Annotated in this window: 11 protein-coding genes; 4 read left to right on the top strand and 7 right to left on the bottom strand. The window is 55.3% G+C overall.

The annotated features are described in order from the left end of the window. Window positions 1-352: 352 nt before the first annotated feature. Window positions 353-1,882 carry a transposase gene (locus tag SH573x_RS07670; RefSeq protein ID WP_479353873.1) on the bottom strand — a complete coding sequence of 510 codons (1,530 nt, stop codon included), beginning with the start codon at window positions 1,880-1,882 and terminating at the stop codon, window positions 353-355. A 512-nt stretch (window positions 1,883-2,394) separates the two neighbouring features. Here SH573x_RS07670 and SH573x_RS07675 point away from each other — a divergent pair. Next, window positions 2,395-3,084 carry a hypothetical protein gene (locus SH573x_RS07675; protein WP_479353875.1) on the top strand — a complete coding sequence of 230 codons (690 nt, stop codon included), beginning with the start codon at window positions 2,395-2,397 and terminating at the stop codon, window positions 3,082-3,084. 89 nt (window positions 3,085-3,173) lie between these two features. Continuing rightward, a complete protein-coding gene (locus SH573x_RS07680) occupies window positions 3,174-5,342 on the top strand; it encodes a tetratricopeptide repeat protein (RefSeq protein WP_479353877.1) in 2,169 nt (722 codons plus the stop codon). Window positions 5,343-5,477: 135 nt separating this feature from the next. Here the strand turns inward: SH573x_RS07680 and SH573x_RS07685 are convergent, their stop codons facing one another. Both SH573x_RS07685 and SH573x_RS07690 read right to left on the bottom strand, forming a co-directional pair. Beyond that, window positions 5,478-6,620 (bottom strand): lysophospholipid acyltransferase family protein, encoded by a 1,143-nt coding sequence (locus SH573x_RS07685; RefSeq protein WP_479353879.1) that lies wholly within the window; start codon window positions 6,618-6,620, stop codon window positions 5,478-5,480. A 252-nt stretch (window positions 6,621-6,872) separates the two neighbouring features. After that, window positions 6,873-7,778 carry a hypothetical protein gene (locus SH573x_RS07690; protein WP_479353881.1) on the bottom strand — a complete coding sequence of 302 codons (906 nt, stop codon included), beginning with the start codon at window positions 7,776-7,778 and terminating at the stop codon, window positions 6,873-6,875. Between the two features lie 189 nt (window positions 7,779-7,967). On the opposite strand from SH573x_RS07690, the gene SH573x_RS07695 reads away from it, so the two are divergent. Beyond that, window positions 7,968-9,485 carry a vWA domain-containing protein gene (locus SH573x_RS07695; protein WP_479353883.1) on the top strand — a complete coding sequence of 506 codons (1,518 nt, stop codon included), beginning with the start codon at window positions 7,968-7,970 and terminating at the stop codon, window positions 9,483-9,485. Between the two features lie 63 nt (window positions 9,486-9,548). Here SH573x_RS07695 and SH573x_RS07700 read toward each other — a convergent pair whose 3' ends face one another. From SH573x_RS07700 to SH573x_RS07715, 4 genes are all read right to left on the bottom strand, one after another. After that, complete coding sequence (locus tag SH573x_RS07700; RefSeq protein ID WP_479353885.1) at window positions 9,549-10,241, bottom strand: class I SAM-dependent methyltransferase; 693 nt, start codon at window positions 10,239-10,241, stop codon at window positions 9,549-9,551. Next, window positions 10,231-11,217 carry a glycosyltransferase family 2 protein gene (locus SH573x_RS07705; protein WP_479353887.1) on the bottom strand — a complete coding sequence of 329 codons (987 nt, stop codon included), beginning with the start codon at window positions 11,215-11,217 and terminating at the stop codon, window positions 10,231-10,233. The genes SH573x_RS07700 and SH573x_RS07705 overlap by 11 nt, the downstream gene beginning before the upstream one ends. 158 nt (window positions 11,218-11,375) lie before the next feature. Beyond that, entirely contained in the window at window positions 11,376-11,975 is a 600-nt protein-coding gene (locus SH573x_RS07710; RefSeq protein WP_479353889.1) for a peptidylprolyl isomerase, read from the bottom strand. Window positions 11,976-12,178: 203 nt separating this feature from the next. Next, window positions 12,179-12,592: a hypothetical protein gene (locus SH573x_RS07715; protein WP_479353891.1), complete on the bottom strand. Its 414-nt coding sequence runs from the start codon at window positions 12,590-12,592 to the stop codon at window positions 12,179-12,181. A 282-nt stretch (window positions 12,593-12,874) separates the two neighbouring features. Between SH573x_RS07715 and SH573x_RS07720 the strand changes: the two genes are divergently transcribed. Then, window positions 12,875-14,935, top strand: coding sequence for a DUF885 domain-containing protein (locus tag SH573x_RS07720; RefSeq protein ID WP_479353893.1), 2,061 nt, complete (start codon window positions 12,875-12,877; stop codon window positions 14,933-14,935). The last annotated feature ends 10 nt before the right edge of the window (window positions 14,936-14,945 follow it).

A 14,945-nucleotide genomic window follows, 5' to 3' on the forward strand; every position in this document is an offset into this window, starting at 1 on the left:
TACCCGGGTCTGTCCCCCGTTCGTATTTCCAGAGCTTTCAATACCCGGGGTCTGTCCCCGTTCATATTCGCAGGCATTTTGAGGCTCAAGCGGTGGTGGGCGCGCGGTGGTGAGAGCGGTTTGGCCCCGGGTGCGCGTCGTTGGAGCGGCGGGGAAACGCTGTTTGGGAGTGGCGCGCGGGTGTGGGAGGCGATTTTTGAGGGCGTTGGCGGGTGTTGTGTGGCCGCTGGGGAGAGACCGGGATAGACCGGTAGCGAGACTCACCCGGTAGGTGAGTTTTTAGAATGGCCGAAATTGCCTGGTTTGAAGCTGTCCGGCTAAGCTAGCAGAGTTTGTCGTGTGCCCGTCGGCCCTAGGCCGACGAACTAGACATGTCTGCCGCTTGCTCCGGCGCAGTTGGTTCGATCGGTTGCTGGGAGAGCGGTTGGATGGTCAACATCTCACGCGTGGCTTTGGGCATGTAGAAACGCTCATTGCGCGACGTGCTATGCGCATCGACGCTGTCGGGCATGCCAGCCACTGTGCTGAAGAGCTCATTGAAGCTGGTGACCAGCTTCATCCACACCTCCGGGGGAATCCCCAAACGCTCGAGGATCGGCGGAGTGTCGCTGGGCATCACGCCGCGTTTGCCAGGGCGAATCTGCCGCGCACACCATTCGAGCAACTCGATGTACTTGCCAATGGTCATCGTCAAATAGCCGCGATCACTACAGCGCTGACAACTGCGACTGAGCCGTGGTCCGATCGGATCCAGTGCTTCGTTGATCTCCAGCGGTGCCAGGTAGCCGCTCGGTCGCCAGGGCTCAGGTGGCAACTTGCGCAGCTCGGCCATCTCCGGCGACTCCTCTTCGCCCTCCTCAGGCTCGTAGGCCATCGCCGATCCAAACCGAAGGATCTGATCGGCCAGTGTCTCAGCCAGCGAACGCCGCCGGTCGGGCGCGGCCGCATTGGTGGAGAGGCTAGACGCCAAGATGTCCTGCGGCGGCGAGGCCTCCCTGCGATTGCTGGCAGCCACCTCCAGCGGCTGCACCTTGGTATCGCTAACCACTTGATCGCTGCCTAAGTGATCGCTGCCCAGTTGATCGTCCAGCAGGCTGTCGCTGGCCAGCGGCTGCGCTGCGCTTGAGCCGGATACTGGCTCCGTACCAGGATCGGAGATGGCTTCAGGTATGGCCTTGTTCTCGTCAGCAGGCATGACCATCAACAGATCTTGCAGTCTCCGCTGGATCGAGGTGTACTGGCTGTCTTCGAAGGTGTAGGCCATGACGGCGCGGATGGGATTGAGATTGATGTAAATCGAGCAAGCCAACACGGCTTCTTCATCCAGCAGGCGTACGCCGTGGAAGCGACCGTTCCAGAAGCTGCCAGTGGGCTTATTGGCTGCTTTGGCTTGGGCGTTGGCCCGCTGAGCCACGTGTTGGCAGATCTTGCGTATAAACCACGAGATGTCGCTGAGACGTTTGCGCAGCTCGGCGATAAACTCCGGCTGCCCGGTCAGGGCTCGAATCTGAGCTTTGGTAGGTCCGGTGGGCAGGGGAGCTCTGTCTTTATTCTTGCCTTTGCGTTTGCCAGAGCTGGGCGGGCAGAGGGTCAGCCAGCGGCGAGCTACCTCGGCATCGCTCCAGCACAGGACCACATCGGGCCGGGCTCTGCCCAGAACATGAAAGTGATTTTCCATAATAGCTTGATCCAGCACGTCGAAGGCGAAGTGCCCGGCACAGAACTGCATGTAGGTTTGAAACCACTCGCGTCGTTCGGAATGGTCTTCGCCGGTGGTCTCGTCCAGTCCCATCAGGTACTGGCCGCGGACACAGCGATTGGAGATATGCACGGTGGCGACTTCGTCTGGACTGAACAAACTTCTCCGAGGTTTTCGAGCCATGATCTTGCACTCCTTTTTCTTGTGCTAGCAAACAGCAGTAGCCATCGGTAGCCCGGTGGCCGGCAACAAACGAAACGTCACCCTATATAGATAGTGATGCGTCAAGGGCGCGCCGCCCCGCTGGCTGAATGCATACCCTGTAAACACCAGGGTTTTTCAAGATTGAGGTAGCCGAAAATAATCTGAAATATTTTTTAGGATTCTAAAACCACAGCCTCAATTCGCGTCCATCCATTTGCTAGCAACTGTACGAACATGGTGTGTGTCCCCAGACACGAACGCGGGTGTCTGTCCCCGGGCGCGCACCACTGGGGACAGACCCGGGGGTGATTTGCTGGCATTGCATGAGAACCACGTGCACGTGCTCGTGCTCTGTCCCCGGGCGCGGAACAATGCGCGTGCTCTGTCCCCCGTTTGGCGCGTGACGCGGGGGCTGGGATTGAGTCCGATGAGCGAAAGCGTTACAAGTTGGAATCGTTAAAGCGTCTCCCGCATTCAGGAATGCATTCATCATGAATTGGAATGCTAGCAACCTTACTCTGGCCGCAATGACTGCATTGGTAGCGGCAACAAACTGCGGCTGCGAGTCGCTGTTGAAGTCGCGGTACGCTATGGATGATCCGGTCTACGCGGAAAAGTATGCTGAAGGTGCTGACAAAGATGACTTGGTCGGCAAAGCCAAACAGGCCGTCGATGCACGATTCGTCGAAGATCTCGGCGGATGGTACCTCAGCGGCGGAATGCAGAAACCAGCCAACCTTAACGACCCCATGAGTGGTGCAGAAGTTGGATTTGAATACTATCCAACCCACTGGTTCTCACATCGCCTGGCAGGAGCCGCTTATTGGGGAGGCGACCAAGGGTATCTGGGCGCAGACACAGGTGTCCGACTTCAATTACCTGCACGCCTGACGCCATTTGTCGGTCTAGGTGGTACCACCGGCCTCTCGCGTACTGTGCGCGATGCCAATGACGACCACCAAGACAATGATGATGACCACTTCATCGATGAAGGCGACGAGAAAACGTCCGAAATCGACCAGTGGTTCGTGGCCGCCTATCCCGAAGTCGGCGCTCACTTCTGGCTAAATGGAAATGTGCGTCTGACAGCCTCCGGCAAATACTGGGTCAACTCATTCGGAAGAGAATACGACGATTGGCTGATCGGTGGTCAACTTACCTTCTTTACCAGACCAAAGTAACGCCCACGATCGCTACGAATATTTGATCGATGGCATGCTCCCCAGCTACGAACAGCTCGGGCACTTGTTTTTTATGGATCCCCAACATCATGCCAGTCGACGCGTCCCAAGACCCACAGAAAGTCTGCTGCAGCCAGTATCGCAGCGCCAACTGGGCAGCGACGCTTCTAATCATCTTGGCCACCTGCGCAGCCTATTCAAATTCGCTAAGTGGTCCCTTTCTGTTCGATGACGTCCCACGTATTGCCAACGATCCAAAGATTCGTTCAGCCTGGCCACCTTGGCCCGTGATCAACAGTTCGAATCGACCCTTCGCGCACTATACGTTTGCTCTCAACTACGCAGTTCATAAGTACGAAGTAGTCGGTTACCATGTCACTAACCTCACCATCCATATCCTGGCGGCGCTGACTCTGTTTGGCCTTGTCCGCCGCAGTTGGCTGCTACTGTATCCAGACAAGACCACGCAAGCACTGGGGCTGAGTCTTTCCGTCGCGCTTATTTGGGCCGTGCATCCACTCAACACACAAGCGGTCACCTACATCGTCCAGCGTCTTGAGTCGATGATGGCTCTGTTCTACTTGCTAACACTATATTGTTTTAGCCGCGCGCAAACCTCTTGCCACCGCTGGGCTTGGTATACATGCTCCATCACGAGCTGCGCTATCGGCATGGGGTGCAAGGAAGTTATGGTCACTGCACCAGTGATGGTCTTCTGGTATGGACAAGTGTTCGCCAAGCGAGCGAAGGTTGGTGGTTTGTGGCCTTTAGGGGAGCGAAAGGAGACGCTGGGGTGGGCTTTGACTTGGGGAGTGTTGGCGTGGGCCATGCTGCATTATCAAGCGGACTATCGGGGCGGCGGTTTGCTGAACGTTGAAGGGCTTGGACCGTGGACTTACCTTACTAACCAGTCAGCGGTCATCACGCACTACTTGCAACTTGCGTTCTGGCCCTCGGGTCAATGCGCTTACTATGCATGGCCGATCGAGGACTCGATCGCAAAACTCCTTCCCTATCTGGTCATTATGGTCGCGTTGTTCGCAACATCCGTATGGCTCAGCTACGCTCGGCCTGCCTTGGGCTTCGTTGCCATGAGCTTCTTCATCATCTTAGCACCAACCTCCAGCCTCGCACCTATCATTGATCTGGCCTTCGAACATCGCATGTACTTGCCATTGGCAGCAGTGATCACGATGGGTTGCGTACTGGTGGGACAGTGCTTGGGCTTGCTCGGATCGTCGATAACTCAAATCCATCGCGGTGCCGCAACAGTTGCTTTGATATTGCTCGCCTTAATATGCGTATCGCTCGGCAGCGTCACCTATGCGCGAAATCGTGTGTACACAAGCGAAGAAGCCTTCTGGCTCGACATAACACAAAAGGCTCCTCACAACTTCAATGCCTGGTTGGGATTGGGCAGCGCGTATGCCAAGCAGCGCAACGACGCGGCGGCCGAAGAGTGTTATCGCCGTGCACTGGAAATTGCCCCCGATGAAGCCCGCCCCCAAGCAGCCTACGCTGGGCTCCTCATCCCACGCGGCCAATTTGAAGATGCCTTAGCCTTGCTCGACAAGGCCAGCCAGACCGAACCGAACTTGCCCGAAGTTGTCGTCAACCGAGGATTGTTGCTGTCGCTAACGGGCAACTTTGCCGAAGCTCAACCATACCTGGAAGCGGGCGTCCAAGCGACGCCAACAGATGAAGAACTGCAAACCAATCTTATCGCCAACATGTGTTACATGCAGCAGTTCGACAAAGCTCTGGAAGTGGCCCAAACCAACTTGCAGCGCCGACCCAATTCAGCTCGCGCCACTAACGATGTGGCCGCCTGCATGCTGGCCCGTGGTGATGTGCCTGGCGCTGAGACGTACGCTCGCAAGGCCATTGAACTCGATGCAAGTTTAGCTCGAGCCCACGCCACGCTGGGCATGGCCCTCTCACACCTATCGGCCGGCCAAGCCATACCGCACCTGGAAAAAGCTAGCCAACTCGATCCACAATCGTACGAGTTCGTCTCCGCCCTCGCAACACTAACTATGCAGACCGATCCGGCTGCAGCTATCAGTCTCTATCAACAAGCTCTCAACCTGCGCCCCAAGGATGTGGAGATGATGTTGCGGCTAGCGATGGCCTACGACGCCAGCGGCCAACCACAAGAAGCGATTCCGCTGCTAGAGGAAGCCCTCCGGTTGCAACCCGAACTCCATCCAGTCAAGAACTACTTGAAGTCGCTGCAACTTCGCACGCAACGCCTGTAGCCGAAGTCGCCAGACTTTGGATTGAGTTCCAATCTCTGGCGAGATCAGCTACGAAGAAACCCAATCTCTGGCGAGATCAGCTACGAACATTCCAATCTCTGGCGAGATCGGCTACGAAAAGGGCGAGATCACGGGCTACGCGCTGCGTGGGGTAGCCGACGTGTGGGCTGCGCCGCTGAGGGTATCAACCAGTTGCTGCACGTGGCACTGGGTCTGAGCGGTTATGTCTGCCACCGCAGTTCGCGACTTGATAGCGGGTACCGGTTGAGGTTCGCCAAAGTGCACCGTGACCTCACGCCGACCACGTATGGAAGCGGTCTTCTTTTGCAGCAGATCTTCTTCCAGCTTGTCGACCGTCTCTGCGATACGCTCAATCGTCGGCTGTTCAACTCGCAAGTAGTCACCGGGGTAACTGAATAGCTGCATCACTACAAACAAATCATCCAAGTCACGGCGCAAATGCGCTTGCGTCTCTCTGTCCGTTTGACGATCGTTGGACTTGGTCAGTATCGTACGACGCAGCTCCTTGACGCGCACCGGATGGCAAGCATCATCACAGGCGCCATGGCGATCCTCGAGCCGCCTCAAAATCTCTTCGCCCAGATCGCGCAAACGCATACTTAAACTACCGGTCCGCACGCTCTTGAGATACTCGAGCTCTTTCAGTCCCAGGACAGCTTCAGCGATGTTGTAAAGCCGTTCAATGATCGGTCGATCCGCTTGGACTCGCCACAGGATGCGAGTTTCAATGTCAGCGAGCACCTGTAAAATGTGCGGTGTCGGATCATCCAAGTAACGATACTTGATTCCTGTCGGCACAATAGCCACGGGACGCTCTGCCTTGCGAGCCGCACCCAGGGCAATGGCCGCCGCACCTTCGCGAAAAGGTGTAACGCGATCATTGCAGTGGTAGATCTCGCCTTCAGGAAAAATCACTAGCGGCTCAGGACGCTTGCACAGTACATCAATGGCATGGCGAAACGCGCTAATATCATTAGCTTCGCGATCGATACTGAAACAGCCATGCCATTGCAGGCAGCGTTGCATCCAGTTGGAGTGCTTCAGAAAGACATGCCAAGCCGCCATGATATGGCAGGGCGTGCGCACCTGGTCGCAAGCAGCATAGATCGAAAAGGGATCCGCGTGACTAGGATGGTTCGGTGTGATCATCAGACGTTGACCCGTCGCCAGCGATTGACCAACGGCTTCATGCCCCTTTACATGCACGCGCACCACAGCGACCGTGCGATGCTGTTGTATGCGTCGAATTGGTGCCATCAGTCTCACAAATAGCGGCTGCATCGCCGGAGCCCATGACCGCGGGGCGAACGTCATCTGGTACCGGTTCATGATCGATTGTCGGCTCCAAGTTGTTGTAGCAGAGGAGAGTTGGTGAGGGTGCCTGGTGGGTTGTTTCGAGTCTCGGAGAGACTCGGCTACGCGGGTCACGTAGCAGCGTCTCTCCGAGACGCTGATTGGCTTAGAGTTGAGTGTAGTTATGTGAACGATACGAGTCTCGGAGTGACTCGGTTACGTGGGGAGGCCGGGCCGCAGGTAGGCTAGACGTGATGCGAAATCACTCCAGAAGGCGTGGTCACGCTGATACTGAGAGGCAGGCATCTGATTCTGGAAGGCCTCCAAATAATCGAGCCACCCCCGAGCGGCAGCGTGGTACGAAAAGCTGCTTGAGTCCATCGGATTGATCCAATCAGGATCGCCAGGGTCGCGAAAGCCGATAACTTGCCCTTGGCCATCGACGCGCACATTGGCCAGCAACGTCGATGACTTCATCTGAAACACATGGTGCATGACTTCGTCCACCGGCAGGTCGGCCGTAGACTCTTCCCACGCGTCACGCACATCGCGAGGCGTGGTGCTGTCGGGAAAGCCAAACATAAAAGCTTTGCCAATCGCGTTCAGACCATCATGGTTCAAATCTACCGCGGCCGCCGGTGGCAGCAAGAGATTCAGAGCTCCCTCTTCGGATAGCTGCGATGCATCGATCGGTTCTGCCAGACGATGAACGAGTTGGACGCTGCGCAATGCTTCGCGATCGAGCTGCCGCAAGTACTCGCGCGGAGTGGCATATCCACCTTGGCTGTAAGCATCGACCAGTACGCGCGCGTAGGTGTCTCGGAATTCAGTCGCCGTAGGCTTAGAAGAAGTCGCCCCAGTAACTTGTGCACTGGCCAGATAGTCGGAGTAACCCGATTGCCCAAATTGATCAAACCAGCTCGACCAGCTGCTCTCCACTTGCTTCACCAGCGGTCGATCCGATGTGACTTCGCTGGCCGAACGATAGCCTTCTCGCCCAGCTTCACGCAATACGGCTGTGAAGACATCTTGGAGCGACTGTCGAGCAGCGACGCTAGCATTCTTGGCTGAAGTTGGTTCTGGGGTATTTGTCGACAGCTTGATGGAATTTGAGATGTGCATGCTAAATACCTTTTCAGCATTCCATCGGCAATGTCAGGCAGCGCACATTCGACCGGAGCTTCAGAAAAGTGGAATAAATTGCCGGTGGTTGGTCTCTCTCTCTGTGTCAGCACTGGTCGGATAAAAGTTTTCTCTTTTCGGATGCCTGGGCGTGTTCCACCACAGTCTCTAATTTTCAGGACGCAGATCATGTCAAATGCGCTGAGGTCAATTGGATGGGCAGCAATTTTACTCGTGGGTTGTGATGGTGCGCATCGAGGTGCGCTGCCGCCGGCGATCGATCGCTCGCTGACCGATGCGTCTGTCAGTCAATCGCGTGGCGAATCTTATGACGCGATCGCTGAAAATCCTTTTGTGGTCGCCTTGCAACAGCCACAATCCACTTTTGCCATCGATGTAGATACGGCGTCTTACTCCAATATTCGACGCATGTTGCACAGTAGTCAGCTGCCACCCAAAGGCGCAGTACGCTTGGAAGAGTGCATTAACTATTTTTCTTACAACTACCCTGAGCCAAACGACGAACATCCGTTCTCAGTCATGGTCGATCGAGCAGAGTGTCCGTGGCAGCCTGGGCATCAACTGGTGCGAGTCGCCCTACGCGGTAAGTCGGTTACCAGTCAAACACGGCCACCCTGTAACCTCGTATTTCTGGTCGATGTCTCTGGTTCGATGGCTAGCGATACCAAGTTACCGCTGGTGCAGTGGTCGCTAAAGTTGCTGGCTCGTCAACTCGATGCACGCGATCGAATTGGCATCGTGGCCTATGCGGGAAACGCTGGAGTTGTGTTGTCACCGACGCGGGCTGATCAGCTCGGCAAAATCGTTGGCGCGATCGATGAGTTGTCAGCGGGTGGATCAACCAATGGCGCTGGGGGAATTCGAGGTGCTTACCAGCTAGCCAAAGATCACTTCGATGCCGATGCAACCAATCGCGTTATCCTATGCACCGATGGCGACTTTAACGTAGGCATCAGTAATCAAAGCGACTTGATCGATCTGATTACCGAACAGGCCAAGTCGAATATCTTTTTGTCGGTGCTGGGGTTCGGCATGGGCAATCTCCAGGACTCGACGCTCGAGAAACTGGCTGATCATGGCAATGGAAACTACGCGTATATCGACAACCAGGCCGAAGCCCGTAAAGTGTTCCAACAGGAGATGGGCGGAACGCTGGTGACGATCGCCAAAGATGTAAAAATCCAAGTCGACTTCAATCCCCGGCTTGTCAAAGCCTACCGGTTGCTTGGTTACGAAAATCGCGCGATGGCCAACGAAGAGTTTCGCAATGATGAAAAAGATGCCGGTGAAATCGGAGCGGGACATACAGTGACTGCCTTCTATGAAGTTGCACCGGTGGGCAGCCAAGAGGTTCAAGTGGTGTCGCCAACTTCGGAGTTCGTCCAACCTCAAGTTACGGAAGATCAAGACACTCTGTTAACAGTGAACGTCCGTTACAAACATCCGCTCGATAGCCAGGCTCATGAACTGCAGCAACGCTTGCCCGAGCGATCACCCACAGCCACTGATGGTGACTTCCGATTTGCCAGCGCAGTCCTGGCCTTTGGTATGCTGCTGCGAGACAGTTCGTATAAAGGTAACGTGAGCTGGGACTGGATCATCGAAACAGCTCAGTCAGTCAAAACCAGTGAGCAGCGCGCGGAGTTTATCGAATTGGTCAACTTGGCCAAGCGGTTGAGCAAGTAGTCCCAGTCTCGTTCATTACTACGCACGTCGACGCGTCCACGTGCTTAGCGATGTTGCCGGTCGTTAATCCCGACGCTGCCACACCGACATCAGGAATAGAGGTGCCAGCGGTGGCAGCGAGTGGATAGATAGTGGCGTTAGCGATGGCTCAAGCGCCGCGTGTACGTCATAGATGGTTTGATGATGATAGTCACCGCTAAAGCCCACCAGGCGGCGGCCCAGTCGATACAGTCGTGATTCGGTCGGGCCGCTGACGAGCATCCGGCCGGTGGGACTGAGCAAACTGGTAAGTGTGCTGACGATTTCCGTCAGCGAATGAAAGTGCTCCAAGACATCGAGTGCCACAATTAGGTCGAGCGAGCCCGGTTGGATGTGTGCCGCCTCCAGCGATGAAACAATACTCAGCTGATGCGCCGGCCCCGAATCTGCGTACCAGCGAGCGACGAATTCTGTGGCCAATTCCGGTACCACATCCACGGCAATCGTAGTCTGAAACTGCTCGCGCAGGTGGGGCAGCAGTAAACCAAAGCCGCAGCCAAAGTCTAAGGCTCGCTCGCCTTGGCATTTGGGAAGCTGATGGGCGGCCCATTTCAGCCGCTGCCAAAACAGCCAGCGACTGAGGCTGAGGCCGGCGAAGTAAGCAGGACCAGCTTGTTCGTCTACATTGGCCAGTTGCGTATCACGAAAAACGCTCCTGCCGATCTGAAAGGCTCGCTGCCAATCATTGGTATGCATGCGGCTGGCTCTACGAATCATCGCGGTCGATCGAGCGAAGTTGCAATGGGCGCTTAGGGACATTGCCTACATCGAATGCCAAGAAACTCAGTAGTGCTTGCCAACCCAGAATAATTGGCAGGGCTGCGAACATGACCGTACCGGCCGAGGCGAATTGGTTCAGTTGGTAACCTTGGACCCAATGGTATAGCCCGAAGATCGCGCCAAAAGCGATCAGTACAATTCCCAGCACCAGGTTCAGCGAAGCAATGTGGAACTCGCGCAGGAAATAGCAATAGAAGATGCGTTTGAGAAAATTGATCCAATGCCGGAACGGAAACTCGATGAGCGTTTGGGAGACGATCAAATTGCTCTTTTCGTTGGCATAACGTGCCGGCAGTGGCACATCGGCTACTACCCCCCGAATGATCGACAGTCGAAACAACACGTCCGATTCAAAGAACCAGCGACGCGCAACCTTGTTCCAATCGATCTGTTGGGCAGCCGTACGGTGAATGGCAACGAAACCGTTGGTTGGATCCAGCACATTCCAGTAGCCCGATGAGAGCTTGGAGCAGAACGACAACCCGGCGTTTCCTAACAGTCGCACCCAGGGCATGCCTTGGAGGTGTTGCAAATGGAAGAAGCGATTGCCCTTGGCGTAATCGGCTTCGCCACGCACTAGCGGCGCGATGATGGTAGGAATATCTTGAGGATCCATCTGGCCATCACCGTCGACCTTGACAATGATATCGCACTTATCAGCTAGCGCTCGTTGCAAGCCTGCACAGAACGCGCCGCCGACTCCTTGATTGATTGCCAAGTCGATGACTTCAATACGCTGGTCCAACTGCTGGGCAGTTAATGCAACTCCGCGAGAATTATCCGGGCTGGCGTCGATGACGCAGTAGATCTTGGAGACCTGTGGGCCGATGGCACTGAGGACTTCCGCCAGATGGTCTGCGACCCGATAACAGGGAACGACAACCGCCAGTCGATGATTGTCCGCAGTAACCATGGAATGGCTCGGATGTCAGTCCGACGTGCTTTGTCGGAAAAGTGGGATCGACGCACCTTCGCAGGGCACAAATAGTCACAGAGCACAAAAAGAATGTGCCCCGAACTATAGGTCCGGGGCACGAGGCTTGCGCGTTGAGTTGTTCGCAAAGCTCGGCTTTACTTGACTTCGCCGCAGTCAGCGATAGCGATTATGGCGCGTGTTCGGCCACTTTCGCTGCCCATGCCTTCGATTTTCTTGACGACATCCATGCCTTCGACGACTTTACCGAAGACGACGTGTTTGCCGTTCAGCCATGGGGTTTCAATGGTGGTGATGAAGAACTGCGACCCGTTGGTGTTGGGGCCGGCATTGGCCATGCTAAGGATGCCTTCGCCTTCGTGCTTGAATTTGAAGTTCTCATCAGCAAACTTTTCGCCGTAGATGCTTTCGCCGCCCGTGCCATTACCAGCGGTGAAGTCGCCACCTTGGAGCATGAACTGAGGAATCACGCGGTGGAAGCTGGAGCCCTTGAAGTGCAGTGGCTTGCCAGACTTGCCCTTGCCTTTTTCGCCCGTGCACAAAGCGCGGAAGTTTTCAGCAGTCTTGGGTACATCGTCGCCGAAGAGGCCAATTACGATCTTGCCTGCTTCTTTGCCATTGATCGTAACGTCGAAGAAGACCTTCGTCGTAACCTTGGCGTCTTTAGGGGATTGAGCGGAAGCTGTCGGGGAAACCATGGATAGCACCAAACCTGCCAAAAGCAAAATGCGGGACATACAAACACTCCGTTACGGGGTGAAACCTTAAAAACGAAGGGCTTGATTGTAATGGTTCCCGAGAATTCGCGAAAGGCAAAGCCTAAACCGCAGGTGTTAGCGGCGTTAGCCTCGGTTGCCCAAGACCTAAGCCGCAGGCGTTAGCCTTGGTTTCTGCATGATTACGCAGGAACAGCGGCAGAGGATCTATAGCGATCTAGCGACTAATCGCGGAGTTCATCGAACAGGCGTTGGCGAATGCGGTCGCTTTTAGCTCGCCGCAAGCAGGCCCAGGCGCTAATGACGCCGGCAAAGACGGGGGTGGCAAAGATCAGCTTGGCCCAGAAAGACGCGTGGGACAGAGAAAACCAGTTGAAGACTACCAAAGCGGGCAACAAAATCACCGATCCGACTGCAATCGCAATCGAGAGGGCAACCAGCCCAGCCATAACGTAATCTCCGCGCGGCAATTCTACTTGCATCCAATCGTCCGTATGCAGCTTAACTGGAGGAGATGAACTGGACTGGGGCTCCTCGCTCGAACGAGGACGGTCCAGGTAATGCGGGCGTGGAATACCGGTGGAGCCTCGTGCAACTGCCGAGCCAACACCACGTCGTACCAACGTGCGACCTGCCATGCTGCGGTCTCCTTCTTGGGGCAGATATCATCAGCGTCCGAGAGAGTCTCGCGCCAGACGAACGAAAGTCCAGCGCGCTCCCTTGTCGGCTTGCCTCGATTTCCGCCCAATCGTTGGCCGCATCTTTAAGCAACCTCAATATGAGGGCGAATTCGTCAATTTCAAGCTTTTTCTTCGCAGATTTTTCATCAGTCGCTACTTGCAATCTGCCGCCAAACCACCCAATGTCCGCCCTAGGGAAGAGCAGCTTCCGTAAAGCTGTGCGCAATGGAAGCAAAGCAGATGAAGCGCCGCCTGGTAGCTCGTAAAAGTTTCTCGAAAAAGTTTGGCGGACGAAGTGTCGCGGGATCTGAGTCACAGTCCGAAACGCTTGACGCGTTCCGCTACAAGGTACTTGATGCGTTCCGCTACAAAGCGCTTGAAGCATTCCGCTACAAGGTGATCCGAGCCGAACGCATCAAGCGTTTCGGTTTTAACTATAATCCAGGGGTCATTTTCTATAACTTCGGGAGTCTGGGCATGCGCAGCGTTCTAGGTATCAACGTTCTGGGAGTCGTGCTGGGGGTATGCATGTGCTCGGCTGGCTGGATCCCGGTGGCCAATGCACAAGAGACCAAAACGCCTGAGAAAGTTGATGCGGATGCCGAACGCCTTCTGGCCACACTCTTCAACGACTACTACGAAGAGTATCTGACACTCTTTCCGCTGGAGGCCACCGCTTTCGGCGACATGCGATACAACGATCAGTTGCCCATTCGCATTAGCCCAGATTTCCTGGCCAAAGAACGCGACTTCTATCAACGCACGCTGACCAAGCTGCAAACGGTCAACCGCAATCGGACAAGCGCATCGGCGCATCTGGCCGCGGACATTCTGGAATATGAACTGAATGTGCGCTTGGAGGGCATGCAGCATAAATTCGAACGCATTCCGTGGAATCAATTCGACGGCCTGCCACTGAGCTTCGGGCAATTGGGTAGCGGGCAGGGCAACCAGCCATTCAAGTCGGTCAAAGATTATGAGAATTGGCTCAAACGCGTCGATGCGTTTGCCGTATGGATGAAAGTGGCCATCGAGCAGTTTCGGCAAGGAATCGAAGACAACTACGTGTTGCCCAAGATCTTGGTCGAGCGCATGATCACGCAGTGCGAAGACAAGTCGATTGTTAGCGCCTCGCCCGAGGAGAGTTTGTTCTACGAACCGATCAAACGCCTGCCCGACAGTTTCTCTGCCTCCGATAAAGAACGGCTGGCCAAGGCCTACAGTTCTGCAGTGGCTGAGAAAATCATTCCGGCTTATGTGGGCATGGCTAAGTTCTTGCGCGATGAATACCTGCCCAAGTGCCGTCTGACTTCGGGTATTGGAGCGGTGGCTGAAGGGCCCGAGCAATATCGCTATGCAGTTCGATACTGGACGACCACCGCCATGACGCCCGAAGAGATCTTTGAAACGGGCGAAAGCGAAGTGGCCCGCATTCGCAAAGAGATGGAGCGTGTCCAAAGCTTGATGGGGCACCAGGGTTCGTTGACAGAGTTCTTTACCTATCTGCGCACTGACAAGTCCTTTACGCCTTACGACAATGCGGACCAAGTCTTGGCCGCGTATCGCGCCATTCAAACCAAGATCGAACCCAATGTCGACAAGATATTCAGTGGTCGCCCACGCACGCCGTTTGAGATTCGGCGCACCGAGGCCTTCCGCGAAAAGACGGCTAGCGCCGAATACAATCCCGGATCCGCCGATGGTTCACGGCCCGGCATCTTCTATGTGCCCATTCCCGATGCTAAGAGTTTTAATGTAACCAGCGGCATGGAATCGCTGTTCTTGCACGAAGCCATTCCCGGCCATCATTACCAAGTTTCATTGCAACAAGAGAACCAGCAAATCCCGAAGTTCGCACGCTTTCTATGGTACGGAGCTTACGGCGAAGGGTGGGCACTGTACTGCGAATCGCTGGGGCCAGAGTTGGGTCTGTACGATGATCCCAAGCAGTTGATGGGCGCCTTGGGTGACGAAATGCATCGCGCGATTCGCCTAGTGGTGGACGTCGGTATGCACGTCAAAGGTTGGACGCGCGAACAAGCTCTCGAATACATGATGGCCAACGAACCTATCAGCGAAGAAGGAGCCATCGCTGAAATCGAACGCTACATGGCTTGGCCTGGTCAAGCGCTCTCTTACAAGATCGGTCAATTGAAGATTCGCCAATTGCGAACCAAGTACGAGCAGGAGCTAGGCAGCAAGTTCAACCTGGCTGAATTTCATCACACCGTTTTGAAGGACGGCTGCATGCCGCTGAGCGTGCTAGAAAAACAAGTCGCCCAATGGGCAGCGAGTAAGTAGTACACTCGTA

This window comes from Rania fehmarnensis, from assembly GCF_056494185.1.